Annotated in this window: 18 protein-coding genes; 7 read left to right on the top strand and 11 right to left on the bottom strand. The window is 68.2% G+C overall.

What is annotated here, in order from left to right; translation table 11 throughout:
- Positions 1-70: 70 nt before the first annotated feature.
- The 4 genes from ACWDV4_RS00575 to ACWDV4_RS00590 all read right to left on the bottom strand — a co-directional run bounded on the left by ACWDV4_RS00575 (position 71) and on the right by ACWDV4_RS00590 (position 4,351).
- Entirely contained in the window at positions 71-1,096 is a 1,026-nt protein-coding gene (locus ACWDV4_RS00575) for an aspartate-semialdehyde dehydrogenase (RefSeq protein ID WP_449973687.1), read from the bottom strand.
- 117 nt (positions 1,097-1,213) lie between these two features.
- Positions 1,214-2,560, bottom strand: a complete 1,347-nt coding sequence (locus tag ACWDV4_RS00580) for a M16 family metallopeptidase (protein ID WP_449973688.1) — start codon at positions 2,558-2,560, stop codon at positions 1,214-1,216.
- 103 nt (positions 2,561-2,663) lie between these two features.
- On the bottom strand, positions 2,664-4,010 hold the full coding sequence (locus tag ACWDV4_RS00585) for a M16 family metallopeptidase (protein WP_449973690.1): 1,347 nt from the start codon (positions 4,008-4,010) through the stop codon (positions 2,664-2,666).
- Between the two features lie 83 nt (positions 4,011-4,093).
- Entirely contained in the window at positions 4,094-4,351 is a 258-nt protein-coding gene (locus ACWDV4_RS00590) for a hypothetical protein (RefSeq protein WP_449973691.1), read from the bottom strand.
- Between the two features lie 293 nt (positions 4,352-4,644).
- Between ACWDV4_RS00590 and ACWDV4_RS00595 the strand changes: the two genes are divergently transcribed.
- The 3 genes from ACWDV4_RS00595 (at position 4,645) to ACWDV4_RS00605 (ending at position 6,605) form a co-directional block, all read left to right on the top strand.
- The gene (locus ACWDV4_RS00595) at positions 4,645-5,739 is read left to right on the top strand and encodes a 3-deoxy-7-phosphoheptulonate synthase (protein WP_449973692.1); all 1,095 of its coding nucleotides are present in this window, start codon (positions 4,645-4,647) and stop codon (positions 5,737-5,739) included.
- Positions 5,740-6,117: 378 nt separating this feature from the next.
- Entirely contained in the window at positions 6,118-6,387 is a 270-nt protein-coding gene (locus ACWDV4_RS00600) for a hypothetical protein (protein WP_449974121.1), read from the top strand.
- Positions 6,384-6,605 carry a hypothetical protein gene (locus ACWDV4_RS00605; protein ID WP_449973693.1) on the top strand — a complete coding sequence of 74 codons (222 nt, stop codon included), beginning with the start codon at positions 6,384-6,386 and terminating at the stop codon, positions 6,603-6,605. Before ACWDV4_RS00600 ends, ACWDV4_RS00605 begins: the two co-directional genes overlap by 4 nt.
- A 293-nt stretch (positions 6,606-6,898) precedes the next feature.
- Here ACWDV4_RS00605 and ACWDV4_RS00610 read toward each other — a convergent pair whose 3' ends face one another.
- Genes ACWDV4_RS00610 through ACWDV4_RS00620 form a run of 3 tightly spaced genes read right to left on the bottom strand, consistent with a single transcriptional unit; the run spans position 6,899 to position 8,172 of the window.
- A complete protein-coding gene (locus ACWDV4_RS00610; RefSeq protein WP_449973694.1) occupies positions 6,899-7,447 on the bottom strand; it encodes a DUF1360 domain-containing protein in 549 nt (182 codons plus the stop codon).
- A 16-nt stretch (positions 7,448-7,463) separates the two neighbouring features.
- On the bottom strand, positions 7,464-7,772 hold the full coding sequence (locus ACWDV4_RS00615) for a hypothetical protein (protein ID WP_449973695.1): 309 nt from the start codon (positions 7,770-7,772) through the stop codon (positions 7,464-7,466).
- Between the two features lie 25 nt (positions 7,773-7,797).
- Positions 7,798-8,172, bottom strand: a complete 375-nt coding sequence (locus ACWDV4_RS00620; RefSeq protein WP_221449103.1) for a DUF6158 family protein — start codon at positions 8,170-8,172, stop codon at positions 7,798-7,800.
- A gap of 176 nt (positions 8,173-8,348) precedes the next feature.
- On the opposite strand from ACWDV4_RS00620, the gene ACWDV4_RS00625 reads away from it, so the two are divergent.
- Together ACWDV4_RS00625 and ACWDV4_RS00630 are read left to right on the top strand one after the other, a co-directional pair.
- On the top strand, positions 8,349-8,756 hold the full coding sequence (locus ACWDV4_RS00625) for a hypothetical protein (protein ID WP_449973697.1): 408 nt from the start codon (positions 8,349-8,351) through the stop codon (positions 8,754-8,756).
- Between the two features lie 28 nt (positions 8,757-8,784).
- Entirely contained in the window at positions 8,785-9,120 is a 336-nt protein-coding gene (locus tag ACWDV4_RS00630) for a DUF3817 domain-containing protein (RefSeq protein ID WP_449973698.1), read from the top strand.
- Positions 9,121-9,130: 10 nt separating this feature from the next.
- Here the strand turns inward: ACWDV4_RS00630 and ACWDV4_RS00635 are convergent, their stop codons facing one another.
- Both ACWDV4_RS00635 and ACWDV4_RS00640 read right to left on the bottom strand, forming a co-directional pair.
- Entirely contained in the window at positions 9,131-9,322 is a 192-nt protein-coding gene (locus ACWDV4_RS00635) for a DUF397 domain-containing protein (RefSeq protein WP_449973699.1), read from the bottom strand.
- Between the two features lie 193 nt (positions 9,323-9,515).
- Positions 9,516-9,713, bottom strand: coding sequence for a DUF397 domain-containing protein (locus ACWDV4_RS00640; protein ID WP_449973700.1), 198 nt, complete (start codon positions 9,711-9,713; stop codon positions 9,516-9,518).
- Between the two features lie 304 nt (positions 9,714-10,017).
- Between ACWDV4_RS00640 and ACWDV4_RS00645 the strand changes: the two genes are divergently transcribed.
- The gene (locus tag ACWDV4_RS00645; RefSeq protein ID WP_449973701.1) at positions 10,018-10,881 is read left to right on the top strand and encodes a helix-turn-helix domain-containing protein; all 864 of its coding nucleotides are present in this window, start codon (positions 10,018-10,020) and stop codon (positions 10,879-10,881) included.
- Positions 10,882-10,903: 22 nt separating this feature from the next.
- Here the strand turns inward: ACWDV4_RS00645 and ACWDV4_RS00650 are convergent, their stop codons facing one another.
- Positions 10,904-11,341 carry a DUF6232 family protein gene (locus ACWDV4_RS00650; RefSeq protein ID WP_449973702.1) on the bottom strand — a complete coding sequence of 146 codons (438 nt, stop codon included), beginning with the start codon at positions 11,339-11,341 and terminating at the stop codon, positions 10,904-10,906.
- A 657-nt stretch (positions 11,342-11,998) separates the two neighbouring features.
- Between ACWDV4_RS00650 and ACWDV4_RS00655 the strand changes: the two genes are divergently transcribed.
- Positions 11,999-12,961 carry an NlpC/P60 family protein gene (locus ACWDV4_RS00655; protein WP_449973703.1) on the top strand — a complete coding sequence of 321 codons (963 nt, stop codon included), beginning with the start codon at positions 11,999-12,001 and terminating at the stop codon, positions 12,959-12,961.
- Positions 12,962-13,134: 173 nt separating this feature from the next.
- Here the strand turns inward: ACWDV4_RS00655 and ACWDV4_RS00660 are convergent, their stop codons facing one another.
- Positions 13,135-14,136: a sigma-70 family RNA polymerase sigma factor gene (locus ACWDV4_RS00660; protein ID WP_449973704.1), complete on the bottom strand. Its 1,002-nt coding sequence runs from the start codon at positions 14,134-14,136 to the stop codon at positions 13,135-13,137.
- Between the last annotated feature and the right edge of the window lie 369 nt (positions 14,137-14,505).

Below are 14,505 nucleotides of genomic sequence, written 5' to 3' on the forward strand. Positions count from 1 at the left end.
CCCGCCGCCGGTCAGCGAGGCTAAGCGGCGGCGGGCCCGGTCAGCGGGACTCGGGGCGGGGCCGGCCGGGTCAGCGGGACTCGGCGGCGACCAGCTCGGCGATCTGTACGGCGTTGAGCGCCGCACCCTTGCGCAGATTGTCGTTGGAGCAGAAGAACGCCAACCCGTGCTCGACGGTCTCGTCGACCCGGATCCGGCCCACGTACGTCGGGTCCTGACCGGCGGCCCGCAGCGGGGTCGGTACGTCGGCCAGCGCCACCCCGGGCGCACCGGTCAGCAGTTCGCGTGCCCGCTGCGGCGACATCGGCCGGGCGAACCGGGCGTTGACCTGCAACGAGTGGCCGGTGAAGACGGGCACCCGGACACAGGTACCGGAGACCTTGAGGTCGGGGATTTCCAGGATCTTGCGGCTCTCGTTGCGGAGCTTCTGCTCCTCGTCGGTCTCGTCGGAGCCGTCGTCAACGATCGAACCCGCGAGCGGGAGCACGTTGAACGCGATCGGCTGAGCGAACGAGCGCGGCTCCGGAAACTCCACCGCCGCCCCGTCGACAGCCAGTTCGGGGGCCCGCTCCGCCACCTTGCGCACCTGCTCGTCCAGTTCGGCAACACCGGCCAGGCCGGCACCGGAGACCGCCTGGTAGGTGGCGATGATCAGGCTGACCAGCCCAGCCTCGGCGTGCAGGGGGCGCAGGATCGGCATCGCCGCCATGGTGGTGCAGTTGGGGTTGGCGATGATGCCCTTGGGGCGTACGGCGGCGGCGTGTGGGTTGACCTCGGAGACCACCAGTGGCACCTCCGGGTCCATCCGCCAGGCCGACGAGTTGTCGATCACGACGGCACCGGTCTCGGCGACCCTGGGGGCCAGCTCCTTGGACGTCCCTTTACCAGCCGAAAAGAGAACGATGTCCAATCCCCGGTAGTCCGCGGTCGCCGCGTCCTCCACGGTGATCTCGTCGCCCTGCCACGGCAGGTTCCGCCCCGCCGAACGCGCCGAAGCAAACAACCGCACCTGTTCCGCCGGGAACTGCCGCTCGGCCAGCAGTCGACGCATCACGCCGCCGACCTGGCCGGTAGCCCCCACAATGCCGATCCTCATGCCCGCGAGGCTACCCAGTTCCGAGCCCTGACCAGCAAGTCAAATCCCAACCAGCGGCACCGGACACTCCCAAAAGAGCAAACCGGGCCGCCGGTCAGCGGACGACAGGACCGTCGGTCAGGGGGCGGCGTCGACCACCTCACCGAGCCCGCTGGCGACCAGTTCGTCGCGGATCACCGCCGCATCGCCCTCCACCACCAGGGTCAGCCCCTGGGGCCGCAGGTAGGTAGCGGCAGCAGCGGACACCTCGGCCTCCGTCGCCGAAAGCAGCTGGCTGCGCAGCCGTGCGTGATAGTCGTCGGGCAGGCCATGTACGACCAGTGTGGCAAGCGCGGCGGCAATAGCCCGAGGGCTCTGCAACTCCACCGAAAGCTGCCCCGCCCGCCAGGCGCGGGCCACCGCAAGCTCCGCCTCGGTCACCCCGTCGGCCTGGGTACGGGCGATCTCCCCCACCGCGTCGATCAGCGCCGGGGCGGTGACCCCGGTCTGTACGCCGGAGCTGACGGTGAACCGGCCGAACCGGCGGGACGAACCGAAGTCGGCCCGAATGCCGTACGTGTAGCCACGCACCTCGCGGATCAGGTGGTTGAGCCGGGAGGTGAAGGCACCACCGAGCACGGTGCCGGCGAGCACCATCGGTACGTGGTCCGGGTGGGCGCGGTGCGGTGCGGTGTGGCCGAGCCGGAGCGTCGACTGCACCGAGCCGGGCCGGTCCACCAGGATGATCCGCCGTCCTTCCCGAGGTGCCACCTCGATCGGGGCACCCACCTCGACCGGCCCGCCCGCCGCACCGGCGAACGCCGCCGCGCCGAGCGCATCGAGGTCGATGCGGTCCAGGTCACCGGCGACCAGCAGCGTGCCGGGGCGGGTCAGCCACTCGGCATGGAAGCCGATCACGTCGTCGACGGTCAACGTGGCAACCGAGTCCGGGTCGCCATCCATCGGCCGGCCGTGCCGGTGGGACACCCCGAACAGGTCGGCGCGCAGGGCCGCGTCGGCGCGCGGACCGGGGTGCGCCCAGTCCATCCGCAGCGCGGTCACCTCGTCGTCGCGGACCCGGGTCACATCGGCGGGGTCGAGCCGGGGCGTACGGACTGCCTCGGCGAGCAGCTCCACGGCGGGCAGCAGCCGGTCCACCGGCACCTGCACGCTGACCTGGAACGAGTCCCAGTCGGCGGAGGTGGAGAGCTGGCTGCCCAGCCGCTCCAATGCCAACGCGTAGTCGGCCGAGTCGCGTCGGGTCGTACCCTCCTCAAGGGCCTTGGCCACGACGACGGATAGCCCTTCCCGGCCGACCGGTTCGCGGCCGGCACCGGCGTCGAGCAGCAGCACCGCGACGGCGAGGTTGTGTCCGGGCAGGTGCGCCGCGACCACCTGGCCGTCGCCGACAGCCCGGCGTACGACGGTCGGGAAGCGGTACGGCCGGGCCACGCCCGGGGCGGGACGCTCGGATATCAGGGTCACTGTGTTCCCTTTCCTTCGCGCTGCGGGGCTCGCAAAACCGGCTCACTCCTCGCACTCACTGGCCCGGCCCTTTCCTTCGCGCTGCGGGGCTCGCAAAACCGGCTCACTCCTCGCACTCACTGGCCCGGCCCTTTCCTTCGCGCTGCGGGGCTTCTTCGCTGGACTGCTCTTCTGGCAGATAGGTGAGGATCACCCGGTCCTGTGGCCGCAGCGCCTCGCTGGCCAACCTGGTCACGTCGTCGACGGTCACCGCGAGCCAGCCGGGCAGCCGGTCGGCGGCCCGCGCCGGGTCGCCGAACTGGGTGGCGTATCGGCCGAGAGTGTCCGCCCGACCATCGACTGTGGACATCTGTCGCCACCAGGACGTGGTCAGCAACGCCTTGGCCCGGTCCAGCTCGGCCTCGGTCACCCCGCCGGTGGCGATCTCGTCCAGGACCTCGACGAGTCCGGCCTCCAGTTCGTCGGCGGTGACGCCGGGGCGGGCGGTACCGGTCACGATCAGCGGTGCTGGGGCATGTGCCAGATCGACCCCGTACGCGGCGACGGTGTCCGGCTGGGCGAGCCGTGCCCCGTCAGCGATCCGCTGGTAGAGGCGGCTACCCCGGCCACCGCCCAACACCGCCGCGAACACGGTAGCCGTGTCGTAGCCCACGCTGCCGAACGGATGGGTGCGATGGGCCAGGTAGACCCGGGGCGAGGGCACGTCGGCGGTCACCGTCTCCCGTGCCGGTACGCCGGTCGGCGTGACGGTGCGCCCGTCCGGGGCGGCCGGGATGTCGGGGCGGGACGCGAGCGCGCCGAAGTACTTGTCGGCCAGGGCGAAGACATCACTCGGCGTCACGTCACCGACCACGGTCAGCACCGTGTTGTTGGGCGCGTAGTAGGTGCTGTGGAACGCCTGGAAGGTGGCCAGGTCTGCGGCGTTGAGGTCGGCCATCGAGCCGATCGTGGCGTGGTGATACGGGTGCCCCGGCGGGTAGAGCAGGGGCAGCAGCCGCAGCCACGCGTCGCCGTACGGGACATTCTCGTACCGCTGCCGCCGTTCGTTCTTGACCACTTCCCGCTGGTTGTCCAGCGTCTCCTGGGTCAGCGCCGGAACCAGACCGCCCATCCGATCGGCCTCCAACCACAGCACCAGTTCCAGATGCTCGGCGGGGACGGTGTTGAAGTAGTTGGTGCGGTCCGGATTGGTGGTGGCGTTGAGCGAGCCGCCGGAACCCTGGATCAGCCGCATGTGTTCGGTCTTGCCGACGTTGACCGAGCCCTCGAACATCAGGTGCTCGAAGAGGTGGGCGAAGCCGGTCTGACCAGCGGGTTCATGGCGTGACCCCACGTCGTACCAGAGGTTGACGGCCACCGCTGGGGCGGTCCGGTCCTCGCTGACCACCACTCGTAGTCCGTTTTCCAGTCGGGTGGTCTCGATCGGCCAGGGGTACCCGGTCTCCGTCATGGTCATGACGCTATCCGATTGGCCGACGTTGAGCCCAGCAGCCACAGCGAGCTCAGTCCGGCGGCTCTGCGACCACAGCCAGGTCAGTCCGGCGGCTCCACCACGGCGGTCGCCTCATCCGACGTACGCCGCTCCACGATCGTGTCCGGCGCGGCGTCGTCCGCGGCGACGCTGGTCGCGGCCGAATCCCGTTCGGTCGAGTCCGATTCCCGTTCGTCGGAGTCGGCGAGGATCGCCTGGGCCTGGCGCACCGGGTCGTCGCTGCCCGCTGTCCGCTCCTCGGGGAGCAGGTGTTCCGCTCGGGACTCGACTCGTTGCTGATCATTGATCTCGGTAGTCATGCGCCCCCTCCTACCCAACCGGGTGCCCCGCCACGCCGGATCGGTGGCAACGGTTGCCGGTGACTTTCGTCGTGCGGTCGCCGGTCGGGTATGGTTGCCGGCGTGACGTGCTCGTATCGATGGTTTAGTCAGCCGGCCCTGGGCGCCGGTGACTCAGCCATGACCTGACGTCACCACATCCGCCAGAGCCGGCTGAGGCAGGGACATTCGTCCCTGCCTTTTTGCGTTCGCGAGCAGCCGGCTCGACCTCGGGCACGCCGGCACCGAGGCTGTCGGCGGGAGGATTTCAGAGCATGACAATCACCGGTACGGGACGCGTCAGCGACCAGCGCATCGACAAAATCGTGCCGCTGACCACCCCAGCGCTGTTACACCACGAGTTACCCCTGGACGAGACGCTGGTCTCGGCGGTGGTGGCGGGTCGACGGGCGGTGACCCGGGTGCTGGACGGCGACGACGACCGACTACTCGTCGTCGTCGGCCCCTGCTCGGTGCACGACCCGGCGGCGGCGCTGGACTACGCCGCCCGGCTCCGGGACACCGCTGGGCGTCTCGCCGACGACCTGCTGGTCGTGATGCGGGTCTACTTCGAGAAGCCCCGCTCCACGGTCGGCTGGAAGGGCCTGATCAACGATCCGGCGCTGGACGGGTCCGGTGATGTCAACACCGGTCTGCGTACCGCCCGGTCGCTGCTGGTCGAGGTGCTACGGATGGGGCTGCACATCGGCTGCGAGTTCCTCGACCCGATCACCCCGCAGTACATCGCCGACACGGTCGCCTGGGGGGCGATCGGGGCCCGTACGGTGGAAAGCCAGGTCCACCGCCAGCTGGCCTCCGGCCTGTCGATGCCGATCGGCATGAAGAACCGGTCGGACGGAAACGTCGCCACCGCCGTGGACGCGATCCGGGCGGCGAGCGTGCCACACGTCTTCCCGGGCATCGACGTCTCCGGCGCACCGGCGATCATGCACACTCGCGGCAACACCGACGGCCACGTGGTGCTGCGTGGTGGCCGGGGCGGGCCCAACTTCGAGGCGGCGGCGGTGGCCGACGCATTGCGGCTGCTCCGGGGGGCTGGCCTACCCGAGCGGCTGGTGATTGACACGAGCCACGACAACAGCGGCAAGGACCACCGGCGGCAGCCGCTGGTCGTGGCCGATGTGGCCGACCAGTTGGCCGCCGGCCAGCGCGGCATCGTGGGGGTGATGCTGGAGTCGTTCCTGGTGGCTGGCCGGCAGGACCTGGATCCGACCCGGGAACTGGTCTACGGCCAGTCGATCACTGACGCCTGCCTGAGCTGGGAACAGACGGAAGGTGTGCTGGCGAAGCTGGCAGACGCGGTCCGCGCCCGACGCGCACGGTTGGCGGTCGGCCAGGCCCTGGCCTGACGGCCGCTCAGGAACGCGACGAAAGACCGCTCAAAAAACCGGCGAAGAACAATGCGCCGCCCACGGCCGAAGCCGTGGGCGGCGCGGTGTCGGTGTGCAGGTCGCCTCTCGGCGAGTGGCGCGACGCGGCTCCAGCCGGACGGTATTCCGCGAAGGCAATTTGGGTGAGGCCCGGGGACACTGGACACACCGACAGTCATTTCAACCCACCACCCTGCCCAGGTGTTCCGGTCGGCGACTGTCGTCCGGGTCACAGCCGGAGGAGGGCAGTGCCCCGGAGACGGGTTTGGCGTACCCCACCCCGGGTAGCTGCCCACGATGACGGATGACCAGCCATTACTCGACACCGACGAGGTACGACGACGCGACCTGGACGAGGTGGTCGTCCGCGACTTGGACACCCCGTTGACCGAGGTCGACGTCTTCCCGCCGGCGCGTGATCTCGACGAACTGCTCGACGACATCTATCTGGGGCAGGACCGGATCACCCAGTCGGAAATCCACCGACGGGCAGTGGCGGCGGAACTACCGGCCGAGTTGCTGATCCGGATCACCGCGATGCCGCAGGGCGAATACGCCATCGACGAGGCAGCCGAGATCCTCGCCGAGCGTACGGTCGGCGACGAGCACCGGGAGCCGACGATTTGACCAGTGTTCACCGGACCGGCCGGAACCCGGACCACCGGACCGGCCGGAACCCGGACATCCTGGCCGGGCAAGACCAGCCGACGGAGCGACTGCCCGCCCTCGGCCAGCCGGCCGGCTACCCGGATCCGATCGGCGATCCGGACTTCGCCGACGAACACTGCCGTACGACTGTCGCCGACGACATCCTCACCGGCGCGGATCGGAGCCGGCAGCGCTAGACGATCTATTCCAAGGGGTGCGGGGCTACGCAAGGAAGCGAGGGCATCACGATTGACGTTGCGAAGCGTCACCCACCGGTCCAGCCCGCTGTCAGCCGCTGGCTTCCGCGGCGTGGACTCGACGGCACCGACTCGGATCAGTTAGTTAGCGCGGAAACTTTTTCGGCCTCTGACCCGAAAAAGTTTCCGCGTTGTTCCGATCATGGCTATGCCCTCGCTTCTTCACGCAGCTGCACTCCTTGGAATAGATCGTCTAGGTCGGCGCGCCTAGCCGGACACGTAGTCGACAGCGGCTAGTCGGAGCTGGCCGGCTTGGCCTGTCCCTGCGCCGCCTGCTGGGCCACCGCGTACGCCATCTGGAGGAAGTCGGAGGCGGCCACGGCGGTCAGCGCGGTGGCGGCCAGCCGGGTGAGCCGAGGGGCGAGCACCAGCCCGCCGGTGAGCCCGGTGGCGATCCAGACGGCCAGGCAGAACGGGCAACTGAGCAGTTCGCCGATCGCATGGCGGATACCGCTGCCCTGGTCGCGTACCTGCTCCATCACCTCGCCGCTGCCGATCGGCTTGTCGTACTGGGTGAACGGGGCCCGGATCGGGCTGGTCACCGCGTCCTTGGACAGCACCCGACTGAGTTTGTGGGTGGCGATCGACACCAGCACGATGTCAGCGGTCGAGGGGCGGGACGGCACGGGCCAGCCGGTCAGTTTCACCGTCGCCGCCAGCGTGCCGAGGAGGCCGGCATAGCCGCCCATCGCCACCAGGTATCCGCCCAGGGGGCGGTGCTCGTTCGGTGCGTACGCCTGGCGTAGCCGGGACACCTTGTCCCGGAAGCTCCGCTCGCCCATCTGGATCCTCTCGGTTTCAGCCGGCGTTCAGGTTGTCGGCGACCTCGCGAGCCAGGCTCTCCAGCGAGGCGTCAGCGAGTTCGTCGAGGCGCGGCCCGGGTGGTTCGACCGCCAGGTCGAACCGGACCTGGGCACCACCCGCGTCGATCGCTCCTATCTGGAGGTGCGCCATCCAGGTAGCGGCCCCGGACCCGCCGTCCCACCGGGCGCTGAGCGTCTCCGCAGCGATGTCGGGTCGCTGCCCTTGGCGCAGTGGCTCCGGCAACCAGCCGGATCGGGCCGGGTCGGTCGCGGTGTTGAAGACCACCTCTGGCGGCTCGGACATACCTCGCTCGGCGTGGCCAGGCATGTCAGACGCCAGGGCGTAGTCGGTTCGGGTCGATCTCTCGCCCGGGATGGCGGGCAAGGTATTCGGTCTCCAGTTCGGCGGTACGGCGCAGGTGGTTGGCCAATGCCGAGTCGGAGGCGTGGCGCAGGACGTCCAGCCGGGTGCGGTGCAGGCTGTGCATCTCCCGGATCAGGTCCTCGTCGTCGAGTTCGGCCGGGTCGATGCCGAGTTCGTCGATCGGATCGAGCCCGGTGAGCGGTTCCCCGTCCGGTCGCGGGACCTCGGCTTCGCGCAGATGGTCACCGTCCCACTCACCGAGACGCTGCTCCGGGCTGGCGTCGGTGGACACCCTGGGTCCGGTCGGCGGGAACTGGTCACGGTAGAGAGATCCGGTCATCCTTGCCCTCCGGGTTCGCGTGATTCGACACCGCCGGGGCGTACCGGTCGGCAACTAGACCTTTGCCCGGACCCGGCGGCACCAAACCAGTGACACCGGCACCAAACCAGCGACACCAGGGCGGCAACTACGACGGCGCGTCGGAGAGCCGCCGGTGTCCCCGGTACGCTCGGTCCATGAAACGGCTCTGGACCCCGGCCTGGATCACCCGCCACGTGATCGCCGTCGTCCTGGTTGCCGCCTGCCTCGGGCTGGGCTGGTGGCAGGTCAGCCGCGCGGCGTCCGGTAACGCGGTGAGCTGGGCGTACGCGTTCGAGTGGCCGGTCTTCGCCGGCTTCGTGGTCTTCATCTGGGCGCGTGAAGTCCGACACACGCTGCGCGGTGGGGAGACGGCGGAAGCGGTGGCGGATTCCTCAGCTCTCCCCGAGGCCAGCCTGCCCCCGGGGATCCGTCGTCCCGTCCGGGTGACCCGGGCCACGGTGCCTGCCCTGGACAACGACGATCCCGAGCTGGCCGCCTACAACCACTACCTGTCGTGGCTGAACGCCAATCCGGGCGCTCGCCCCAGTGACTACCCCGGCTGACCGCCGGAGGAGGAAAGGACGGAACGAGGTGGGCGCTGCCCTGACCCGCTACCGCGTCATCGCCTACGTGGTGGGCGTCGTGCTGATCGCGCTGGTCGTGATCGGAATGCCGCTGAAGTACATCTGGGCGGAGCCGATCGTCGTCGAGACGGTCGGTACGGCCCATGGCTTCCTCTACATGGTCTACCTGGTGGCCGTCTTCGACCTGGGTCGACGCGTGAACTGGCCGCTGAGCCGGATGGTCCTGGTGATGCTCGCGGGCACGGTCCCGTTCGTGTCGTTCTACGCCGAGCGGGTGGTGGCCCGGTGGGTCAGGACCTCGGCTCAGGCACCCACACCGGACCGGGAGCCGGTACGCGGCTGACCCGGCCCGGTCAGCCGCGTAACCGGCCGGCCTTGAGTTCGGCGCAGAATGCCCACCAGGCGTCTGCGCCGAACTCCAGCATCGGACCGTCGTCGACCTTCGAGTCGCGGGCCAGTACCCGGCCCGGCACGAAGGCCACCTCGACACAGGTGTGCGACTCGCAGCGGCTACTCCGACGCCACTGCGCTGGTTGATCCGCCATAAGATCCGCCCACTCCCGACGACTCGGTCAATGTCGGATGCAATGTGTGCACCGGGCGTTCATCGCCCGCTTCAATGTCTCATGGTCGGACCAACCATAGAAGACGATGAACTTGAATGAACTCCGTGTGATCGACATGAACACGGAAGGCGACGAAACGCGTCGGTCGACGTCGATCGACGCGGGCCCACAATCAGTGCGGTAGGTCTCCGGCGCGGATCGCGGACAGGAAGTTTCGCCAGGCCGGTGCGGCGATCTCAAGGTGGCCGACCGGAGCGGCGGAATCGCGTACGGCCACACCCGAGCCGGTCCTCGCGACTTCGACACACTGCTGAGATTCGCACCGGCTGCTCTTGCGCCAGACGCCCACGGTGGAACCCAACTGCGACATGCGCCCTCCCCGGCACCCCTTCAATTGCGGCAGGTGCCGCGACGCACCAGAGATTAGCCCGTCAATTGCCGCGCCGCATAGCCCGAAAAATTGCGAATTATGTTGTCCTGCCGGGCCATGAAGACTTTGCACGATCGGTCAGTTGCGACAGTCCGCGATAGCTGGTGCAACCTAACAACCCGGTGTAGCCTGCACAAGAGCCTGGCCAATTGATAGGTAGCGGGTAGCCAGGTGGCAACCCTCGCACACGACCACGTGACCCCTCGCTCGGCCGCCTCGCGCCGTTGAAGGAAGGGTTATCGCGATGGCCACTACATATGGACCGAAAGTCGGCCGGCGAAAGCTTCGGTCGGCCATTCGGCGGGCTCGCGAGGCTTCCGGCCTGACGCAGGAGCAGGTCGCGACGGCCATGGACTGGTCACTTTCCAAGCTCATCCGCATCGAAGCCGGATACGTCTCCATCTCCACCAACGATGTGAAGGCGCTCCTGCTCCACTACCAGGTCACCGACCCAGCCGAGGTGGCCGAGCTGGTGAGCCTGGCCCGGGTCGCCCGGCAACGCACCTGGTGGTCGCAGTACCGCGACAGCGTCCCGCCGGCCTACTTCTCCTACATCGGGCTGGAGGCGGAGGCGACGCGACTCTCCTTCTACCAGTCGGTCGGAATGCCCGGACTGCTCCAGACCCCGGAATACGCGCAGGCCGTCGCGAAGATCGTGATACCGAACTTCAACGACCCCAGCGAGGCGGAGGCCTCGGTCGCCCTGCGCATGCGCCGACAACGAGAGGTGCTGGACCGGATCGACCCGCCCACGCTCAACGTGGTCCTTGACGAAGCGACCCTGCACCGACAGACCGGTGGGACCGACGTCATCCGAGGTCAACTTCGTCACCTGCTCGCCCTGGCCGAGAGCGACCACATCACCATCCAGGTCCTGCCGTTCACGTCGCCGGTCTACACCCCGCTCGGCCAATTCGTGATCATCAGCTTTGCCGGCGTCGAGGATCCCGACGTGGTCTACCTGGAGAGCACCGGGCTGGAGGACGTACTCGACCAGCCCGAGGCGGTGATGTCGCACGTGCAGACCTTCGCCGGGCTGCAACAGGCGGCACTGAGCCCGGCCGACTCCCTGGCCCGGATCGCAAAACTGGCGGGCGAGCTCAACTGAGCCCGCCCGCCAGCCTCCCCCCTTACCGCGGTACTGGACGCCAGATCTCCCCCGCGGCCACCGGGTCCGTCAGCCCGCCGAGCCGGGCGACCTCCCGGGCCCGCACCAGGGCTCGGGTCACCTGGCCGAACTCTCGCTCCTGGTCACTGCTGAACAGCAATGTCGTCGTACCCCGGTAGGTACCCCACAGTTCATAGGCGGGTGGTCGCCACCGGTTACCGGCAACGGCCAGCAACACCGGTACGAGCGCCAGGATCCCCAGCGCCAGATAAGCCAGGGCGGTCAGCCGGTATAGCCCGCCGGTATAGCCGAGAGTGATGCCGAGGCCGGCCAGTACCACTCCGCTCACTCCCACTGCCCGGATCGTCAGTCGATCGTGGGGCCCCCGCGCAGTGTGCAGTTCGCTGAGTTCGCTGACCGGGTATCGGTTGCCCCCGACGGTGAACCAGGTGGAAGTCACGCAGATACCGGGTTGCCGATAAAGCGTGACCGAAATCCTGCCTTTAGCACCATTCGACGCTACGGAGAGTAGATCTGGTGAGCGCAAAGAGGGGCGGGTAGGATTCACACGTGCCTCCAACCACTCGTCAGGCGGGCTGGTGTGGACGGTTGTGAAGATCGGCATCTGGTGGCAGCCAGGTGCCGATCGTCGTTCATAGGGATGCTTTCGAAAGACCTCTTTGGCTTCCGCTGTCATTGTGCGAAGGCCGCGCCAGAAAAGGGAAGGCCCCAGTCAGCCACCTGGCAGATTTCCAGGCAGCAGCTAGCTCCGTGGACGCATTTACGTACGACTTTGTATTACTTTGCCGCCCCCAAAGCCCACCAGTCATCCGCCACGAGCGACTAAAGAGACAATCTGCCGACGAGCCGAGGTGGCCTGCGATCACCAGGAATGACCCTTCACCTTGAGCCGCCAAATAGATACTTTGGGTGATTTCGACATTTCCCCCATTAGTCATCTATGGGGGTTATCGCAGCTGCGTCACTGTTGGTCGTACCGATCGTCGGGTTAGGTTGGTCCCGCCGGTCCGGCCGTCCGCCGATCCCTCTGGCTCCGGTCCGGTGCCACCGATCTGTCAGCCCGGATCGGCGGCCGGAGAGAAGGGTCCCCCCACTCTTGTCGTCCGCGCGAAACCTGTTACGAGCCATCGTGCTGGTCGGTTTCTCGATCGGCCTGATCGCCCCCGGTTCGGTCGTACAGGCCGCACCGTCGGTCAGCGAGTTGACCCAACAGATCAACAAGGCCTCGGTCGAGTTGGAACGGATCGTCGAGTCGTACAACCGACTCAATGAGGAGATCAAGGCCACCAAGGCCACGGCAGCCGAAGTGAGCAAGCGGATCGAGCCGCTGGAGCAGCAACTCGCCGAGGCCCGCGCGGAGGTCGGCCGGTTGGCCGTCACCGCGTACAAGAACGGCCGGCTGCGTACCGCCGATGTCCTACTCGACCCGGCCAGCGCCGACAACCTCGCCGGCCGGCTGGGCGCACTGGACCAGCTGGCGCGGGACCGGGAGCAGCGGATCTCCGCGCTCAACCAGGCGCAGCACCGCTACACCGCTGAGAAGGCTCGCCTGGACACCACCCTGGCCAAGCAGACCGCCCAGGCCAAGCAACTCACCAACGGCAAGAAGAAGATCGAGGCCGACCTCGCCCGGCTCTATCAGTTGCGACGACAGGCATACGGCTCGGCCACCACGAAGGGAACCACCTACCAGGGCACCATCCCCGCGGTCTCCGGCCAGGCCGGCGTGGCGGTGCGCTACGCGTACGGCGCGATCGGCAAGCCGTACGTCTGGGCCGCCGACGGCCCCAACGGCTACGACTGCTCGGGGCTGACCAAGGCGGCGTGGCGGGCAGCCGGCAAGTCTCTGCCGCACAACGCCGCGATGCAGTGGGACCGGGTGGCCCGGATCAGCCGTAGCGCACTCCAACCTGGCGACCTGGTGTTCTACAACAAACTCGGTCATGTCGCGCTCTACGTCGGCAGCGGCAAGGTGATCCACGCTCCCACCTTCGGGGAGAGCGTCAAACTAGCCAGCGTGGACATGATGACGCCGTACGGCTACGGCCGGGTGCGCTAGCCAGCGCGCCAGCCTGCACAGGCACGCAGCGCCAGGCCGCCCCAGCAACGCAGCATGCCAGGCCGGGCAGGCACGCGGCCGGCAGAACAGAAGCGGCCGGCACAGCGAAAACGGCCGGCATCCCCTGGCGGGACGCCGGCCGTTCGTCGTACGGGGTTTAGGGCAGTTCGAGATCAGGCTGCCCGGAGGCCCTCTGCCCGAGCCAGCTCACGCAGCCGGCCGAGGGCCTGGATCTCCAGCTGGCGGATCCGCTCCCGGGAGAGCGAGAACCGCGAGGCGACCTCGGTCAACGAGTGCTCCCGACCGTCCTCCAGACCGTAGCGGGCCCGCATGATGCCAGCCGACCGGTCGTCGAGGTGGTTGAGCAGCCCTTCGATCCGCTGACGCTCCAGCGCGGTCAGGACGATCTCCTCGGGCGAGGGGGCGTCGCTGTCGGCAACCAGGTCACCAAGGTTGGTGTCCCCGTCGTCCCCGACCGGCGTGTCCAGCGAGACCGTGTCCTGCGACCAGCGGATCAGCTCCCGTACCCGCTCCACGGGCACCCCGAGGGCCGCTGCCACCTGCTCCGGCTCCGGGTCGGTGCCCAGCTCACGGGTCAGCTGACGGGCCACGTTGCGCATCCGGTTGACGTCCTCGACCAGGTGCACCGGCAGTCGTACGGTGCGCTCCTGCTGGGCGATCGCCCGGCTGATCGCCTGGCGGATCCACCAGGTGGCGTACGTCGAGAACTTGTAGCCACGCTCGTAGTCGAACTTTTCCACGGCCCGCACCAGGCCGGTGTTGCCCTCCTGGATCAGGTCCAGCATCGGCATCCCCGAGCGCACGTAGCGCCGCGCGATCGACACGACCAGCCGCAGGTTGGCCCGGATGAACAGGTCCTTGGCCCGCTCCCCCTCCGCGACCACCCGCTCCAGTTCCGCCCGGTCAACGCCCTCCGGCACCCGCTCCTCGTCGAGGAGGTGCTCCGCGTAGAGGCCCGCCTCGATCGCCTTGGAGAGGTCGACCTCCTTGGCCGCGTCGAGCAACGGCGTACGGGAGATCTCGTGCAGGTAGACGCCCACCAGATCGCGTTCCTCGGCGACCTCGTCAGTACGCATCACGACGTTCTTCTCCACGTTGCTCACGATCCCCTCGCTCGCACCGGCTGCCCGGTTTCTTGCGGTCCCCACGTTCATCAGCCCTCCCCCGTACTTCCGCTGTGCCCTGTGGTGCCGACACCTACACAACAGATGAGACGCACTGGGGATTCCGTCTCGTGAGTCGAAAGTGTCACGAATGCCTGAGTAGTTGCTGAGAGCGAGATCGACGTTTGCTGTCAGGGCCCCGCATTGCGCGACCAAGACATGGGATCCGGCCAACTAGCGCGAGATTGTCGCGGTGTTTCGCCCGAAAACTGGCGAAATCATGGACCCCTGTCGCAACGCTGCCGATGCCACCGTCCGCACTGCGATGTTCATCACTAGCGCAATACGCACCGATACGGCTGACCGGTCCATCCACGGGGCACGGATTACCCCCACCTCGGATGAACAATCCGGCGGGGG

This window comes from Micromonospora sp. NPDC003197, from assembly GCF_053590565.1.

Coding starts and splice junctions, on each gene's coding strand:
- ACWDV4_RS00625 (WP_449973697.1), top strand. CDS start 8,349: ATGAAACGGCTCTGGACCCCGGCCTGGATCACCCGCCACGTGATCGCC.
- ACWDV4_RS00620 (WP_221449103.1), bottom strand. CDS start 8,172: ATGACCGGATCTCTCTACCGTGACCAGTTCCCGCCGACCGGACCCAGG.
- ACWDV4_RS00640 (WP_449973700.1), bottom strand. CDS start 9,713: ATGTCGCAGTTGGGTTCCACCGTGGGCGTCTGGCGCAAGAGCAGCCGG.
- ACWDV4_RS00615 (WP_449973695.1), bottom strand. CDS start 7,772: ATGTCCGAGCCGCCAGAGGTGGTCTTCAACACCGCGACCGACCCGGCC.
- ACWDV4_RS00645 (WP_449973701.1), top strand. CDS start 10,018: ATGGCCACTACATATGGACCGAAAGTCGGCCGGCGAAAGCTTCGGTCG.
- ACWDV4_RS00610 (WP_449973694.1), bottom strand. CDS start 7,447: ATGGGCGAGCGGAGCTTCCGGGACAAGGTGTCCCGGCTACGCCAGGCG.
- ACWDV4_RS00660 (WP_449973704.1), bottom strand. CDS start 14,136: ATGAACGTGGGGACCGCAAGAAACCGGGCAGCCGGTGCGAGCGAGGGG.
- ACWDV4_RS00595 (WP_449973692.1), top strand. CDS start 4,645: ATGACAATCACCGGTACGGGACGCGTCAGCGACCAGCGCATCGACAAA.
- ACWDV4_RS00575 (WP_449973687.1), bottom strand. CDS start 1,096: ATGAGGATCGGCATTGTGGGGGCTACCGGCCAGGTCGGCGGCGTGATG.
- ACWDV4_RS00635 (WP_449973699.1), bottom strand. CDS start 9,322: ATGGCGGATCAACCAGCGCAGTGGCGTCGGAGTAGCCGCTGCGAGTCG.
- ACWDV4_RS00585 (WP_449973690.1), bottom strand. CDS start 4,010: ATGACGGAGACCGGGTACCCCTGGCCGATCGAGACCACCCGACTGGAA.
- ACWDV4_RS00590 (WP_449973691.1), bottom strand. CDS start 4,351: ATGACTACCGAGATCAATGATCAGCAACGAGTCGAGTCCCGAGCGGAA.